This is a genomic window from Streptomyces sp. NPDC006174 (assembly GCF_040614075.1).
Taxonomy (GTDB): domain Bacteria; phylum Actinomycetota; class Actinomycetes; order Streptomycetales; family Streptomycetaceae; genus Streptomyces.
Genome location: NZ_JBEXTJ010000020.1, coordinates 92,271 through 106,498, shown reverse-complemented (window position 1 = coordinate 106,498; position 14,228 = coordinate 92,271). Strand labels below are relative to the sequence as shown.

The 14,228-nt window shown below is 70.9% G+C and carries 13 protein-coding genes; 12 read left to right on the top strand and 1 reads right to left on the bottom strand.

What is annotated here, in order from left to right; all coding sequences use genetic code 11:
• Positions 1-73 precede the first annotated feature (73 nt).
• The 4 genes from ABZ267_RS32375 (at position 74) to nusB (ending at position 3,203) form a co-directional block, all read left to right on the top strand.
• A complete protein-coding gene (locus ABZ267_RS32375; protein ID WP_356754282.1) occupies positions 74-976 on the top strand; it encodes a Pro-rich N-terminal domain-containing protein in 903 nt (300 codons plus the stop codon).
• 69 nt (positions 977-1,045) lie between these two features.
• Positions 1,046-2,152 (top strand): M24 family metallopeptidase, encoded by a 1,107-nt coding sequence (locus ABZ267_RS32370; protein WP_356754280.1) that lies wholly within the window; start codon positions 1,046-1,048, stop codon positions 2,150-2,152.
• Positions 2,153-2,202: 50 nt separating this feature from the next.
• Positions 2,203-2,769, top strand: a complete 567-nt coding sequence (gene efp / locus ABZ267_RS32365) for an elongation factor P (RefSeq protein WP_336675315.1) — start codon at positions 2,203-2,205, stop codon at positions 2,767-2,769.
• 2 nt (positions 2,770-2,771) lie between these two features.
• A complete protein-coding gene (gene nusB, locus ABZ267_RS32360) occupies positions 2,772-3,203 on the top strand; it encodes a transcription antitermination factor NusB (RefSeq protein WP_018515204.1) in 432 nt (143 codons plus the stop codon).
• A gap of 195 nt (positions 3,204-3,398) precedes the next feature.
• Here nusB and bldD read toward each other — a convergent pair whose 3' ends face one another.
• Positions 3,399-3,899, bottom strand: coding sequence for a transcriptional regulator BldD (gene bldD, locus ABZ267_RS32355; RefSeq protein ID WP_006123181.1), 501 nt, complete (start codon positions 3,897-3,899; stop codon positions 3,399-3,401).
• A 221-nt stretch (positions 3,900-4,120) separates the two neighbouring features.
• Between bldD and pyrR the strand changes: the two genes are divergently transcribed.
• The 8 genes from pyrR (at position 4,121) to pyrF (ending at position 14,190) form a co-directional block, all read left to right on the top strand.
• A complete protein-coding gene (gene pyrR / locus ABZ267_RS32350) occupies positions 4,121-4,705 on the top strand; it encodes a bifunctional pyr operon transcriptional regulator/uracil phosphoribosyltransferase PyrR (RefSeq protein ID WP_356754277.1) in 585 nt (194 codons plus the stop codon).
• A gap of 97 nt (positions 4,706-4,802) precedes the next feature.
• A complete protein-coding gene (locus tag ABZ267_RS32345; RefSeq protein WP_356754275.1) occupies positions 4,803-5,822 on the top strand; it encodes an aspartate carbamoyltransferase catalytic subunit in 1,020 nt (339 codons plus the stop codon).
• 2 nt (positions 5,823-5,824) lie between these two features.
• On the top strand, positions 5,825-7,114 hold the full coding sequence (locus tag ABZ267_RS32340) for a dihydroorotase (protein WP_356754273.1): 1,290 nt from the start codon (positions 5,825-5,827) through the stop codon (positions 7,112-7,114).
• Positions 7,111-7,719, top strand: a complete 609-nt coding sequence (locus ABZ267_RS32335) for a hypothetical protein (protein ID WP_356754272.1) — start codon at positions 7,111-7,113, stop codon at positions 7,717-7,719. The genes ABZ267_RS32340 and ABZ267_RS32335 overlap by 4 nt, the downstream gene beginning before the upstream one ends.
• On the top strand, positions 7,716-8,855 hold the full coding sequence (carA, locus tag ABZ267_RS32330; RefSeq protein ID WP_356754270.1) for a glutamine-hydrolyzing carbamoyl-phosphate synthase small subunit: 1,140 nt from the start codon (positions 7,716-7,718) through the stop codon (positions 8,853-8,855). The genes ABZ267_RS32335 and carA overlap by 4 nt, the downstream gene beginning before the upstream one ends.
• Complete coding sequence (gene carB / locus ABZ267_RS32325) at positions 8,848-12,156, top strand: carbamoyl-phosphate synthase large subunit (protein ID WP_356754268.1); 3,309 nt, start codon at positions 8,848-8,850, stop codon at positions 12,154-12,156. The genes carA and carB overlap by 8 nt, the downstream gene beginning before the upstream one ends.
• An 85-nt stretch (positions 12,157-12,241) precedes the next feature.
• A complete protein-coding gene (locus ABZ267_RS32320; RefSeq protein ID WP_356754266.1) occupies positions 12,242-13,354 on the top strand; it encodes a quinone-dependent dihydroorotate dehydrogenase in 1,113 nt (370 codons plus the stop codon).
• A complete protein-coding gene (pyrF, locus tag ABZ267_RS32315; protein ID WP_356754264.1) occupies positions 13,351-14,190 on the top strand; it encodes an orotidine-5'-phosphate decarboxylase in 840 nt (279 codons plus the stop codon). Before ABZ267_RS32320 ends, pyrF begins: the two co-directional genes overlap by 4 nt.
• Positions 14,191-14,228: the final 38 nt, after the last annotated feature.

Sequence of the window (14,228 nt, the reverse complement as noted above, 5' to 3'; positions counted from 1 at the left end):
TGAGACGGCCCGGGAAGGTACGGTAGCCGTCCCATCAGCGTCAGTCGCAGTTACGAGACGGAGTGGCCACCGGATGCAGCACCCAGTGGGGGCCCCGCTGCCGCCGCCCCGAGGACCCGGTAACGGGCCGGCGGGCTGGTCGCACCAGGCCCAGCACCCCGGCCACCCCGGACCCCCGGGCCCGCCCCCGATACCTCCGCCGTCCCAGGCCCCTCAGGCTCCGGCACCCGGCCAGGCCCCGCCGCCCGCCCCGGGCCGCCCTCCGCAACCCCAGACACACGGCCAGGCCCCGCAGTACGGCTGGAGCGGGACCGGACCCACGCCGCCGCCCTCCGGCGGCCAGCCCACCGGACACGTCCCGCTGCCTCCCGGCGGCCCCGTCCCGCTGCCCGCGCCGCCCGCCGAGCCCGGCACCGGCGGCGCCACGCTCGCCGTGCTGCTGATCGGCCCGGCCGGCGCCGGCAAGACCACCGTGGCGCGGCTCTGGGCGGCCCGCCGCCGCGTGCCCACCGCCCATGTCTCGCTGGACGACGTCCGCGAGTGGGTCTGCTCCGGCTTCGCCGACCCGCAGGCCGGCTGGAACGACCACTCCGAGGCCCAGTACCGGCTGGCCCGCCGCACCTGCGGCTTCGCCGCCCGTAACTTCCTCGCCAACGGCATCTCCTGCATCCTCGACGACGCCGTCTTCCCCGACCGACCGGTCGTCGGCCTCGGCGGCTGGAAGCGCCACGTGGGTCCCGGCCTGCTGCCCGTCGTGCTGCTGCCCGGACTGGAGATCGTCCTGGAGCGCAACGCCGCCCGCAGCGGCAACCGCAGGCTCTCCGACGAGGAGGTCGCCCGCATCCACGGCCGGATGGCCGGCTGGTACGGCTCCGGCCTCCCGATCATCGACAACTCGACGTACGACGTGGAGACCACGGCCCGGGTTCTGGACGACGTCCTGGCCCGCTCCATCGCCTCACCGCCCGCCTGGTAGCGGCGGTGCGGGCCCCCGGTCGGATGCGCCGACCGCGCGGGCAGCGGGATTCGTTCGTACGCTCGGAGCATGTCTGAGGTGCACGCCGTCCGACGCGGGCTGCTCCGCGACCGGTGCGCCGCCGCTGGATCCGCGGCCGCTCTGGTCTCCCGCCCCGCCAACGTCCGCTATCTCGCGGGCGGAGCGCCGCCCGGCGCCGTGCTGCTGCTCGGCCCCGGCGAGGACGTTCTGCTCTGCCCGCGCGCCCCGAGCGGCGAGGCCGGCCACGGACGGCCCGACGAGGCGCTCCGGGTCGACGTCCTGCCCGTACCGGACGGAGACCCGGTGGTGGAGGCCGCCGGGCTCGCCGCCGCCTCCGGCGCGGACTCGCTCGCCGTGGAGGAGCACGACCTGACCGTGGCCCGCCACCGCGCCATGGCCAAGGCCGCGCCGGGCCTCCGGCTGGCCGATCTCGGCTTCACCGTCGAACAGCAGCGGATCGTCAAGGACGAGGAGGAGATCGGCGCTCTGCGCATCGCCGCCGAGATCACCGATCAGGCCCTCGGAGAACTCCTCGAATCGATCCTCGTCGGCCGCACCGAGCGCCATCTCGCGCTGGAGCTGGAGCGCCGTCTGGTCGACCACGGCGCGGACGGCCCGGCCTTCGCCACCTCCGTCGCCACCGGCCCCAACTCCGGCCAGAGCCGCCACCGGCCCTCCGACCGCCGGGTGGAGGAAGGCGATTTCCTCTCCGTACGTCTCGGTGCGAGCTACCACGGCTACCGCTGCGAGATCGGCCGGACCTTCGTCATCGGCACCGCCCCGGCCCAGTGGCAGATCGAGCTGTACGACCTCGTTTTCGCCGCTCAGCGAGGCGGCAGGGAGGCGTTGGCGCCGGGCGCCGCCTACCGGGACGTGGACCGTGCGGCCCGGCATCTCCTGGAGTCGGCGGGGCACGGTGAGGGCCTCCAGCCGTGGACCGGGCACGGTGTGGGGCTCGAAAACGAGGAGGACCCGCAATTGGCACCGACGGCCATGGGTAAACTGGACGCTTGTGTGCCGGTCACCGTCGGACCGGGGGTCCACCTCCCGGGCCGGGGCGGTGTCCGGATCGCTGACACGCTCGTCGTGCGCCCCGAGGCGGACGGCGGACCCGAGCTACTCACCATGACGACCAAGGAACTGCTCGCGCTCTAGCGCGCATCCCCGGTCGTTCCACCAGCTTCAGTCCAGGAGATTCCGCAACCGTGGCTTCCACGAACGACCTCAAGAACGGCCTGGTGCTCAAGCTCGACGGAGGCCAGCTCTGGTCCGTCGTCGAGTTCCAGCACGTCAAGCCCGGCAAGGGCCCCGCCTTTGTGCGCACCAAGCTCAAGAACGTGCTCTCCGGCAAGGTCGTCGACAAGACGTTCAACGCCGGCGTGAAGGTCGAGACGGCCACCATCGACCGCCGCGACATGCAGTTCTCGTACATGGACGGCGAGTACTTCGTCTTCATGGACATGGACACGTACGACCAGCTCATGGTCGACCGCAAGGCCGTCGGCGACGCCGCCAACTTCCTGATCGAGGGCTTCACCGCCTCGGTCGCGCAGTACGAGGGCGAGGTGCTCTACGTCGAGCTGCCCGCCGCCGTCGAGCTGACCATCCAGCACACGGACCCGGGCGTCCAGGGTGACCGCTCCACCGGTGGCACCAAGCCCGCCACCCTGGAGACCGGTTACGAGATCGGCGTGCCGCTCTTCATCTCCACCGGCGAGAAGATCAAGGTCGACACCCGCTCGGGCGACTACCTCGGCCGGGTGAACAGCTAACCGTGGCTGCCCGGAACAAGGCCCGCAAGCGCGCCTTCCAGATCCTCTTCGAGGCCGACCAGCGCGGCGAGTCCGTGCAGAGCGTCCTCGCGGACTGGGTCCGGCACTCGCGGACCGACGACCGTCAGCCGCCGGTCGGCGAGTTCACGATGGAGCTTGTCGAGGGGTACGCGCAGTACGCGGACCGGATCGACGACCTCATCGTCACCTACGCCGTGGACTGGGAGATCGACCGCATGCCGGTCGTCGACCGCAGCATCATCCGGCTCGGCGCGTACGAGCTGATCTGGATGGACGAGACCCCGGACGCCGTGGTGATCGACGAGGCGGTCCAGCTCGCCAAGGAGTTCTCCACCGACGACTCCCCGTCGTTCGTGAACGGCCTGCTGGCCCGCTTCAAGGACCTCAAGCCGAACCTCCGCCGGGAGCAGTAGCCCGGCCCGGTGCGGGGCTGCCTCGCCACGTACGCCACGAAGGGCCCACGGTCAGCCGACCGTGGGCCCTTCGGCGTTCTCGCCGCCGGTAGGGACGAAGAACGCCGGGCCGGCGGGAACCCGAAGGCTCCCGCCGACCCGGCGGCACGTTTCTGCTGAGGGGTCCGCGGCGGTGGGCCCGGAACCCGGCAGGTCTCAGCTCTCGTCGTGGGAGACCGCGCGGCGCGCGTCCGCGTCCAGCACGCCCCAGCTGATGAGCTGCTCCGTCAGAACGGACGGCGACTGGTCGTAGATCACGGCGAGGGTGCGCAGGTCGTCCTGGCGGATCGAGAGCACCTTGCCGTTGTAGTCACCGCGCTGGCTCTGGATGGTCGCCGCGTAGCGCTGCAGCGGCCCGGCCTTCTCCGGCGGGACGTGGGCGAGGCGCTCCAGGTCCAGGACGAGCTTCGGCGGCGGCTCGGCGGCTCCGCCCGGAGTCGTACCGGGCAGCAGCTCCTGCACCGGGACCCCGTAGAAATCCGCCAGCTCGGCGAGGCGCTGTACGGTCACGGCACGGTCGCCGCGCTCGTACGAACCGACCACGACGGCCTTCCAGCGACCCTGTGACTTCTCCTCCACGCCGTGGAGGGAGAGGCCCTGCTGGGTGCGGATGGCGCGGAGTTTGGCCCCGAGCTGTTTTGCGTATTCGCTGGACATATGGCTCCCCGGACGCTGGAACAGTGTGCGGCTCCGCCGCGTGGCTGGTAACTCACTGTGAGGTTACGCAGCGTTACTTGGATGCGTCAAGCCGAATGGTCCGGACCGGCACCTCCAGGGGGCGGGGCCAAGGCCTCACACAAGCCCTGGTAACGTGAGTGACGTAATTTCGACGTCCTTTAAGGTCCGTCCCGTGAGGCGGAGAAGGAGGTCCGTTTCTTATGGACGCACAGCACGACGCCACAGGCAACGCGGCACGCCCCGTTCTCGAGGCCCCCGACATCGCCCGTGTTCTGACCCGTATCGCCCACGAGATCGTCGAACGCGCCAAGGGCGCCGACGATGTGGTGCTGCTCGGCATCCCGACGCGAGGCGTCTTCCTCGCCCGCCGGCTGGCCGACAAACTCGAAGAGATCACCGGCCGGAAAATGCCGGTCGGCTCCCTCGACATCACCATGTACCGCGACGACCTGAGACTGCGCCCGGCACGCGCCCTGGCCCGTACGGACATCCCCGGTGAGGGCATCGAAGGAAAGCTGGTCGTCCTCGTCGACGACGTGCTCTTCTCCGGCCGCACGATCCGCGCCGCACTCGACGCGCTCGGCGACATCGGCCGCCCGCGTGCCGTGCAGCTCGCGGTCCTCGTCGACCGCGGCCACCGCGAACTCCCGATCCGTGCCGACTACGTCGGCAAGAACCTCCCCACGTCGCTGCGGGAGACGGTCAAGGTCCAGCTCGCCGAGGAGGACGGCCGCGACGCCGTGCTGCTCGGCGTCCAGCGGACCGAGCCCGCGGACGCGCAGTAAGCCCGAGCCCTCCCGTACGCCCTTCCGAGGGACGTACGTGGTGCTCCCGCGCGCCCGCACGCCTGCACACCCTCCTCCAGCCACCGGAGAACCCCAGATGAAGCGCCACCTCATCTCGGCCGCCGACCTCACCCGCGACGACGCCGTCCTGATCCTCGACACCGCCGAGGAGATGGCCCGGGTCGCGGACCGGCCGATCAAGAAGCTCCCGACCCTGCGCGGCCGGACCGTCGTCAACCTCTTCTTCGAGGACTCGACCCGGACCCGTATCTCCTTCGAGGCCGCCGCCAAGCGGCTCTCCGCCGACGTCATCAACTTCTCCGCCAAGGGCTCCTCCGTCTCCAAGGGCGAGTCCCTCAAGGACACCGCGCTCACCCTGGAGGCGATGGGCGCCGACGCCGTCGTCATCCGGCACGGCGCCTCCGGCGCCCCCTACCGGCTCGCCACCTCCGGCTGGATCGACGGAGCCGTGGTCAACGCCGGCGACGGCACCCACGAGCACCCCACCCAGGCACTGCTCGACGCCTTCACCATGCGGCGCCGGCTCGTCGGCGCCGACACCGGCCTCGGCCGCGACCTGGACGGCCGCCGGATCACCGTCGTCGGCGACATCCTGCACAGCCGCGTCGCCCGCTCCAACGTCCACCTGCTCACCACGCTCGGCGCGCACGTCACCCTGGTGGCCCCGCCGACGCTGGTGCCGGTCGGCGTCGAGCAGTGGCCCTGCGATGTCAGCTACAGCCTGGACGACGTGCTGGCGAAGTCCGACGCGGTGATGATGCTGCGGGTGCAGCGCGAACGGATGAACGCCGCCTACTTCCCGACCGAGCGCGAGTACTCCCGCCGCTACGGCCTGAACGGCCTGCGCATGGCGAAGATGCCCGAGGACGCCATCGTCATGCACCCCGGCCCGATGGTCCGCGGCATGGAGATCACCGCCGAGGTCGCCGACTCCGACCGCTGCACGGCCGTCGAGCAGGTCGCCAACGGCGTCTCCATCCGGATGGCCGTCCTCTACCTGCTGCTCGGCGGCTCCGACACCGCCCTGTCCGCTCCTGCCCGTCCCGAGAGCCCCACCCGTACCGAGGCCACCGCCCGTACCGAGGAGACCAAGTAACCATGAGCAAGATCCTTATCCGCGGTGCGCGGATCCTCGGCGGCGAGCCTAGGGACGTCCTGATCGACGGCGAGACCGTCGCCGAGGTGGCCACCGCCATCGAGGCCCCCGACGGCGCCACCGTCATCGAGGCGGCCGGCCAGGTCCTGCTGCCGGGCCTCGTCGACCTCCACACCCACCTGCGCGAGCCTGGCCGTGAGGACTCCGAGACCGTCCTCACCGGCACCCGGGCCGCGGCGGCGGGCGGCTTCACCGCCGTCCACGCCATGGCCAACACCTTCCCCGTCGCCGACACCGCCGGCGTCGTCGAGCAGGTCTGGCGCCTGGGCAAGGAGTCCGGCTACTGCGACGTCCAGCCCGTCGGAGCCGTCACCGTAGGCCTGGAGGGCAAGAAGCTCGCCGAGCTCGGCGCGATGCACGACTCGGCCGCCGGAGTGGTGGTCTTCTCCGACGACGGCAAGTGCGTCGACGACGCGGTGATCATGCGCCGCGCCCTGGAGTACGTGAAGGCCTTCGACGGCGTCGTCGCCCAGCACGCCCAGGAGCCGCGCCTGACCGAGGGCGCCCAGATGAACGAAGGCGTCGTCTCCGCCGAACTCGGGCTCGGCGGCTGGCCCGCCGTCGCCGAGGAGTCGATCATCGCCCGCGACGTCCTCCTCGCCGCCCACGTCGGCTCCCGCGTCCACATCTGCCACCTCTCCACCGCCGGCTCCGTGGAGATCGTCCGCTGGGCCAAGTCCAAGGGCTGGAACGTCACGGCGGAGGTCACGCCGCACCACCTCCTCCTCACCGACGAGCTGGTCCGCTCCTACAACCCCGTCTACAAGGTGAACCCGCCGCTGCGCACCGAGGCCGACGTCATGGCCCTGCGCGAGGCGCTCGCCGACGGCACCATCGACTGCGTCGCCACCGACCACGCCCCGCACCCGCACGAGGACAAGGACTGCGAGTGGGCGGCGGCGGCCATGGGGATGGTGGGCCTGGAGACCGCGCTCTCCGTCGTCCAGCAGACGATGGTGGACACCGGCCTGATCGACTGGGCGGGCGTCGCCGACCGCATGTCGTTCCGTCCCGCGGCCATCGGCCGTCTCGAAGGACACGGCCGTCCCGTCTCGGCGGGTGAGCCCGCCAACCTCACGCTGGTCGATCCGGCATACCGTGGAGCCGTGGACCCCGCAGGCTTCGCGTCCCGCAGCCGGAACACCCCGTACGAGGGGCGTGAGCTGCCGGGCCGCGTCACCCATACCTTCCTGCGGGGCCGTGCCACGGTCGTCGACGGGAAGCTCGCGTGACAACTCTGACCCCCCTGTACCTCCTGGCCGCCGAGCAGAAGTCGGCGGAAGTGACGGACTGGTCCGCCCGCATCGCCTGGGTGATCGGCCTGCTGGTCTTCATCGCCCTCGTCTACTGGCTGATGCGCGAGGGCTGGAAATGGCGCGGACGGCTCCAGTCCGACCTGCCCGAGCTCGCGGCCACGCCCGAGGGCTTCGCCGACGACGAGACGCTGCTGACGCTGGCGGGGCGCTACCACGCCTCCACCACCGCCGGACACTGGCTCGACCGGATCGTCGCGCACGGCCTCGGCACCCGCAGCCGGACCGAGCTGACGCTGACCGCCCGCGGCCTGGACGTCGTACGCCCCGGCGCCGCCGACTTCTTCATCCCGGCCGAGGCCCTGCGCGAGGCCCGTCTCGACCAGGCACTGGCAGGCAAGGTCCTCCCCGAGGGCGGCCTGCTGATCATCACCTGGGCGCACGGCGAGACCCTGATCGACTCCGGCTTCCGCTCCGACCGCGCGGCCGAGCACCAGGCCTGGGTCGACGCCGTCAACCGGCTGGCCGGCGTCCCGGCCGCCACGGAACTCACCAGCACCACTACGGAAGGCACCGCACGATGACGATCTCCACCCGGGGGGCCCGGACCCCCGCCGTACTCGTCCTGGAGGACGGCCGCGCCTTCCGCGGCCGTGCCTACGGGGCCGTGGGGGAGACCTTCGGCGAAGCGGTGTTCTCCACCGGCATGACCGGTTACCAGGAGACGCTGACCGACCCGTCGTACCACCGCCAGGTCGTCGTCATGACGGCCCCGCACGTCGGCAACACGGGCGTCAACGACGAGGACCCGGAGTCGGGCCGTATCTGGGTCTCCGGTTACGTCGTCCGCGACCCCGCCCGCAAGCCGTCCAACTGGCGCTCGCAGCGCTCGCTGGACGAGGAGCTGGCGGCGCAGGGCGTCGTCGGCATCAGCGGCGTCGACACCCGCGCTCTGACCCGCCACCTGCGCGAGCGCGGTGCGATGCGGGTCGGCATCTTCTCCGGGAACGCGATCGCGGACGAGGGCACACTGCTGGCGAAGGTGCGCCAGGCGCCGGAGATGACGGGCGCGGACCTGTCGGCCGAGGTCGCCACCAAGGAGGCGTACGTCGTTCCGGCGATCGGCACGAAGAAGTTCACGGTCGCGGCGGTGGACCTCGGCATCAAGGGCATGACGCCGCACCGGATGGCGGAGCGCGGCATCGAGGTGCACGTGCTGCCCGCCACGGCGACACTGGAGGAGGTGTACGCGGTCGAGCCCGACGGCGTCTTCTTCTCCAACGGCCCCGGCGACCCTTCCAGCGCCGATCACCCGGTGGCGCTGATGCAGGGCGTTCTGGAGCGGTCCACTCCGCTGTTCGGCATCTGCTTCGGCAACCAGATCCTCGGCCGCGCGCTCGGCTTCGGCACGTACAAGCTGAAGTACGGCCACCGTGGCATCAACCAGCCGGTGCAGGACCGCACCACCGGCAAGGTCGAGGTCACCGCGCACAACCACGGCTTCGCCGTCGACGCGCCGCTGGACAAGGTCTCCGACACGGAGTTCGGCCGCGCCGAGGTCTCGCACGTCTGCCTGAACGACCAGGTGGTCGAGGGCCTCCAGCTCCTGGACCGGCCCGCCTTCAGCGTCCAGTACCACCCTGAGGCGGCCGCCGGCCCGCACGACGCCGCGTACCTGTTCGACCGTTTCGTTTCTCTGATGGAGGGCCAGCGTGCCTAAGCGCTCCGATATCCAGTCCGTCCTGGTCATCGGCTCGGGTCCGATCGTCATCGGCCAGGCCGCCGAGTTCGACTACTCCGGCACCCAGGCCTGCCGTGTCCTCAAGGCCGAGGGCCTGCGGGTCATCCTGGTCAACTCCAACCCGGCGACGATCATGACCGACCCGGAGATCGCCGACGCCACGTACGTCGAGCCGATCACGCCGGAGTTCGTCGAGAAGATCATCGCGAAGGAGCGCCCCGACGCGCTCCTGCCGACGCTCGGCGGCCAGACCGCGCTGAACACCGCGATCTCCATGCACGAGCAGGGCGTGCTGGAGAAGTACGGCGTCGAGCTCATCGGCGCCAACGTCGAGGCGATCAACAAGGGCGAGGACCGCGACCTGTTCAAGGGCGTCGTCGAGGCCGTCAAGGAGAAGATCGGCTACGGCGAGTCCGCCCGGTCCGTGATCTGCCACTCCATGGACGACGTCATCGCCGGCGTCGACACCCTCGGCGGCTATCCGGTCGTCGTCCGCCCCTCCTTCACCATGGGCGGCGCCGGCTCCGGCTTCGCCCACGACGAGGAGGAGCTGCGCCGCATCGCCGGACAGGGCCTGACCCTGTCGCCGACCACCGAGGTGCTCCTGGAGGAGTCCATTCTCGGCTGGAAGGAGTACGAGCTGGAGCTGATGCGCGACAAGAACGACAACGTCGTGGTCGTCTGCTCCATCGAGAACTTCGACCCGATGGGCGTCCACACCGGCGACTCCATCACCGTCGCTCCCGCCATGACGCTCACCGACCGCGAGTACCAGCGGCTGCGCGATGTCGGTATCGCGATCATCCGCGAGGTCGGCGTCGACACCGGCGGCTGCAACATCCAGTTCGCGATCGACCCCGCCGACGGCCGGGTCATCGTCATCGAGATGAACCCGCGCGTCTCCCGCTCCTCGGCGCTGGCGTCGAAGGCGACCGGTTTCCCGATCGCCAAGATCGCCGCCAAGCTCGCCGTCGGCTACACGCTGGACGAGATCCCGAACGACATCACCGAGAAGACCCCGGCCTCCTTCGAGCCGACCCTCGACTACGTCGTCGTCAAGGCACCTCGGTTCGCCTTCGAGAAGTTCCCTTCCGCCGACTCGACCCTCACCACCACCATGAAGTCGGTCGGCGAGGCGATGGCGATCGGCCGGAACTTCACCGAGGCCCTCCAGAAGGCGCTGCGCTCGCTGGAGAAGAAGGGCTCGCAGTTCGCCTTCACCGGCCCGGTCGGCGACAAGGCCGAGCTTCTCGCGGAAGCGGTACGTCCGACCGACGGCCGTATCAACACCGTCATGCAGGCGATCCGCGCCGGAGCCACGCAGGAGGAGGTCTTCGACGCCACGAAGATCGACCCGTGGTTCGTCGACCAGCTCTTCCTGATCAAGGAGATCGCCGACGAGCTTGCCGCCGCCGACAAGCTCGTGCCCGAGCTGCTCGCCGAGGCCAAGCGGCACGGCTTCTCCGACGCGCAGGTCGGTGAGATCCGTGGCCTGCGCGAGGACGTCGTGCGCGAGGTCCGCCACGCGCTCGGCATCCGCCCGGTCTACAAGACGGTTGACACGTGCGCGGCCGAGTTCGCGGCGAAGACGCCGTACTTCTACTCCTCCTACGACGAGGAGAACGAGGTCGCGAGCCGCACCAGGCCCGCGGTGATCATCCTCGGCTCGGGCCCCAACCGCATCGGCCAAGGCATCGAGTTCGACTACTCCTGTGTCCACGCCTCCTTCGCGCTCAGCGACGCCGGCTACGAGACCGTGATGGTCAACTGCAACCCGGAGACCGTCTCCACGGACTACGACACCTCCGACCGGCTCTACTTCGAGCCGCTCACGCTGGAGGACGTCCTGGAGATCGTCCACGCAGAGTCGCTGGCCGGCCCGATCGCCGGCGTCATCGTCCAGCTCGGCGGCCAGACGCCCCTCGGCCTCTCCCAGGCCCTCAAGGACAACGGCGTGCCCGTCGTCGGTACGTCTCCGGAGGCGATCCACGCCGCCGAGGACCGCGGCGCCTTCGGCCAGGTCCTCGCCGAAGCCGGGCTGCCCGCACCCAAGCACGGCACCGCCACCACCTTCGCCGGCGCCAAGGCCATCGCGGACGAGATCGGCTACCCCGTCCTCGTCCGCCCCTCCTACGTCCTCGGCGGACGCGGCATGGAGATCGTGTACGACGAGGCGCGCCTGGAGTCGTACATCGCGGAGTCCACCGAGATCAGCCCGACCCGGCCGGTTCTGGTGGACCGGTTCCTGGACGACGCGATCGAGATCGACGTCGACGCGCTGTACGACGGCACCGAGCTGTACCTCGGCGGCGTCATGGAGCACATCGAGGAGGCCGGTATCCACTCCGGCGACTCGGCCTGTGCTCTGCCGCCGATCACGCTCGGCGGATTCGACATCAAGCGGCTGCGCGCCTCCACCGAGGCCATCGCGCGCGGTGTCGGCGTGCGCGGGCTGATCAACATCCAGTTCGCGCTGTCCGGGGACATCCTCTACGTCCTGGAGGCCAACCCCCGCGCCTCCCGTACGGTTCCCTTCACCTCCAAGGCCACCGCCGTCCCGCTCGCCAAGGCCGCCGCGCGCATCTCGCTCGGCGCGACCATCGCCGAGCTGCGCACCGAAGGCCTGCTGCCGAAGACCGGTGACGGCGGCACGCTGCCGCTGGACGCGCCGATCTCCGTCAAGGAGGCCGTCATGCCGTGGTCGCGCTTCCGCGACATCCACGGCCGTGGCGTCGACACGGTCCTCGGGCCGGAGATGCGCTCCACCGGCGAGGTCATGGGCATCGACTCGGTCTTCGGTACGGCGTACGCCAAGTCGCAGGCCGGTGCGTACGGGCCGCTGCCGACGTCCGGGCGGGCGTTCATCTCGGTCGCCAACCGGGACAAGCGCTCGATGATCTTCCCGGCCCGTGAGCTCGTCGCGCACGGCTTCGAGCTGATGGCCACCTCCGGCACCGCCGAGGTCCTCAAGCGCAACGGGATCAACGCCACCGTCGTGCGCAAGCAGTCCGAAGGCGAAGGCCCCAACGGCGAGAAGACCATCGTCCAGCACATCCACGACGGCGAGGTCGACCTCATCGTCAACACGCCTTACGGCACCGGCGGCCGCCTCGACGGCTACGAGATCCGCACCGCCGCCGTCGCCCGGTCCGTGCCGTGCCTGACCACCGTCCAGGCACTCGCCGCGGCCGTCCAGGGCATCGACGCCCTCAACGGCGGCGACGTCGGCGTCCGCTCCCTCCAGGAACACGCCGAGCACTTGACCGCGGCGCGCGACTAGCCGCTTCACGAAGGGGGACACCGGAAACGGTGTCCCCCTCTTCGCGGGCCCCGTCGAGCACACCGAGCACCTAGGACATCACTCCATGTACAAGTTCTTCTTCCGGCTGGTCTTCAAGCGGATGGACCCGGAGCAGGCCCATCACGCCGCCTTCCGCTGGATCCGCCTCGCCGCCCGCATCCCCGTCCTGCGCACCTTCCTCGCCGCCGCTCTCGCGCCCCGCTACAAGGAGCTGCGTACCGAGGCGCTCGGCCTCCGTATGCACGGTCCCTTCGGGCTGGCCGCCGGCTTCGACAAGAACGCGGTCGCGATCGACGGCATGACGATGCTCGGCTTCGACCACATCGAGATCGGCACCGTCACCGGTGAACCGCAGCCCGGCAACCCCAAGCAGCGCCTCTTCCGGCTCGTCGCGGACCGCGCGCTGATCAACCGGATGGGCTTCAACAACGAGGGCTCCGCCGCCGTCGCCGCCCGTCTCGCCTCCCGTAACCCGGTCTTCCGCACCACCGTCGGCGTCAACATCGGCAAGACCAAGGTCGTGCCGGAGGCCGAGGCCGCCGCCGACTACGTGAAGTCCACCGAGGCCCTCGCCGCCCACGCGGACTACCTCGTCGTCAACGTCTCCTCGCCCAACACCCCGGGCCTGCGCAACCTCCAGGCCACCGAGTCGCTGCGGCCGCTGCTCACCGCCGTACGCGAGGCCGCCGACCGTACCGTCACGGACCGCCGCGTCCCGCTCCTCGTCAAGATCGCCCCGGACCTCGCCGACGAGGACGTGGACGCGGTCGCCGACCTCGCCGTGGAGCTGGGCCTCGACGGGATCATCGCCACCAACACCACCATCGCCCGCGAAGGGCTCGGCCTGAAGTCCGCCTCCGAACTGGTGGCCGAGACCGGCGGACTCTCCGGCGCACCCCTCAAGGAGCGCTCCCTGGACGTCCTGAGCCGCCTGTACGCCCGCGTCGGGACCCGGATCACCCTGGTGGGCGTCGGGGGCGTCGAGAGCGCCGAGGACGCCTGGCAGCGGATCCTGGCCGGAGCCACCCTCGTACAGGGCTACAGCGCCTTCATCTACGAGGGCCCTTTCTACGCACGCGCGATCCATAAGGGCCTCGCCGCCAGGCTCGCCGCATCCCCGTACGCCACCCTCGCCGAGGCCGTCGGCGCCGAGACCCGGAAGAAGGCCGCCCTGTGACGCTCGAACCCTTCGGCGCGCGCCTGCGCCACGCCATGGACACCCGCGGGCCGCTCTGCGTCGGCATCGACCCGCACGCCTCCCTGCTCACCTCCTGGGGGCTCAACGACGACATCGCGGGCCTTGAGCGCTTCACCCGGACCGTCGTGGAGGCGCTGGCCGACCGGGTCGCCGTCCTCAAGCCGCAGTCGGCGTTCTTCGAGCGGTTCGGCTCGCGTGGCATCGCCGTACTGGAGAAGGCCGTCGAGGAGGCGCGGTCCGCCGGGGCGCTGGTCCTGATGGACGCCAAGCGCGGCGACATCGGCTCCACCATGGGCGCCTACGCGGCGACCTACCTGGACAAGGACTCCCCGCTCTTCTCCGACGCCGTCACCGTCTCCCCGTACCTCGGGTTCGGTTCGCTGCGCCCGGCCCTGGACGCGGCCGCCGTCTCCGGCGCCGGCGTCTTCGTCCTGGCGCTCACCTCCAACCCGGAGGGCGCCGAGGTCCAGCGCGCCACCGCTGCCGACGGCCGCTCGCTGGCCCAGCTGATGCTCGACCACATGGCGGCGGAGAACGCGGGAGCGGCCCCGCTCGGTTCGGTCGGTGCGGTGGTCGGGGCGACGCTCGGCGACGCGGGCGTGAACCTGGCGATCAACGGACCGCTCCTCGCGCCCGGCATCGGTGCCCAGGGAGCGACCCCGGCGGATCTTCCGGCGGTGTTCGGCGACGCGGTCGGCAACGTGGTGCCGAGCGTGAGCCGGGGCGTGCTGCGCCACGGTCCGGACGCGTCAGGGCTGCGCGAAGCGGCCGAGCGGTTCGCGGACGAGGTCCGCGATGCCGTCTCCGGCAGTTGACCCTGGCACGTTTACGGGCTGCTGACGAATTACTGACC

What these genes read in the sequence shown, in the direction of transcription:
- pyrR (WP_356754277.1), top strand. Translation starts at nt 4,121, where the DNA reads ATGGACGCACAGCACGACGCCACAGGCAACGCGGCACGCCCCGTTCTC.
- ABZ267_RS32345 (WP_356754275.1), top strand. Translation starts at nt 4,803, where the DNA reads ATGAAGCGCCACCTCATCTCGGCCGCCGACCTCACCCGCGACGACGCC.
- ABZ267_RS32375 (WP_356754282.1), top strand. Translation starts at nt 74, where the DNA reads ATGCAGCACCCAGTGGGGGCCCCGCTGCCGCCGCCCCGAGGACCCGGT.
- bldD (WP_006123181.1), bottom strand. Translation starts at nt 3,899, where the DNA reads ATGTCCAGCGAATACGCAAAACAGCTCGGGGCCAAACTCCGCGCCATC.
- ABZ267_RS32370 (WP_356754280.1), top strand. Translation starts at nt 1,046, where the DNA reads ATGTCTGAGGTGCACGCCGTCCGACGCGGGCTGCTCCGCGACCGGTGC.
- ABZ267_RS32320 (WP_356754266.1), top strand. Translation starts at nt 12,242, where the DNA reads ATGTACAAGTTCTTCTTCCGGCTGGTCTTCAAGCGGATGGACCCGGAG.
- ABZ267_RS32340 (WP_356754273.1), top strand. Translation starts at nt 5,825, where the DNA reads ATGAGCAAGATCCTTATCCGCGGTGCGCGGATCCTCGGCGGCGAGCCT.
- carA (WP_356754270.1), top strand. Translation starts at nt 7,716, where the DNA reads ATGACGATCTCCACCCGGGGGGCCCGGACCCCCGCCGTACTCGTCCTG.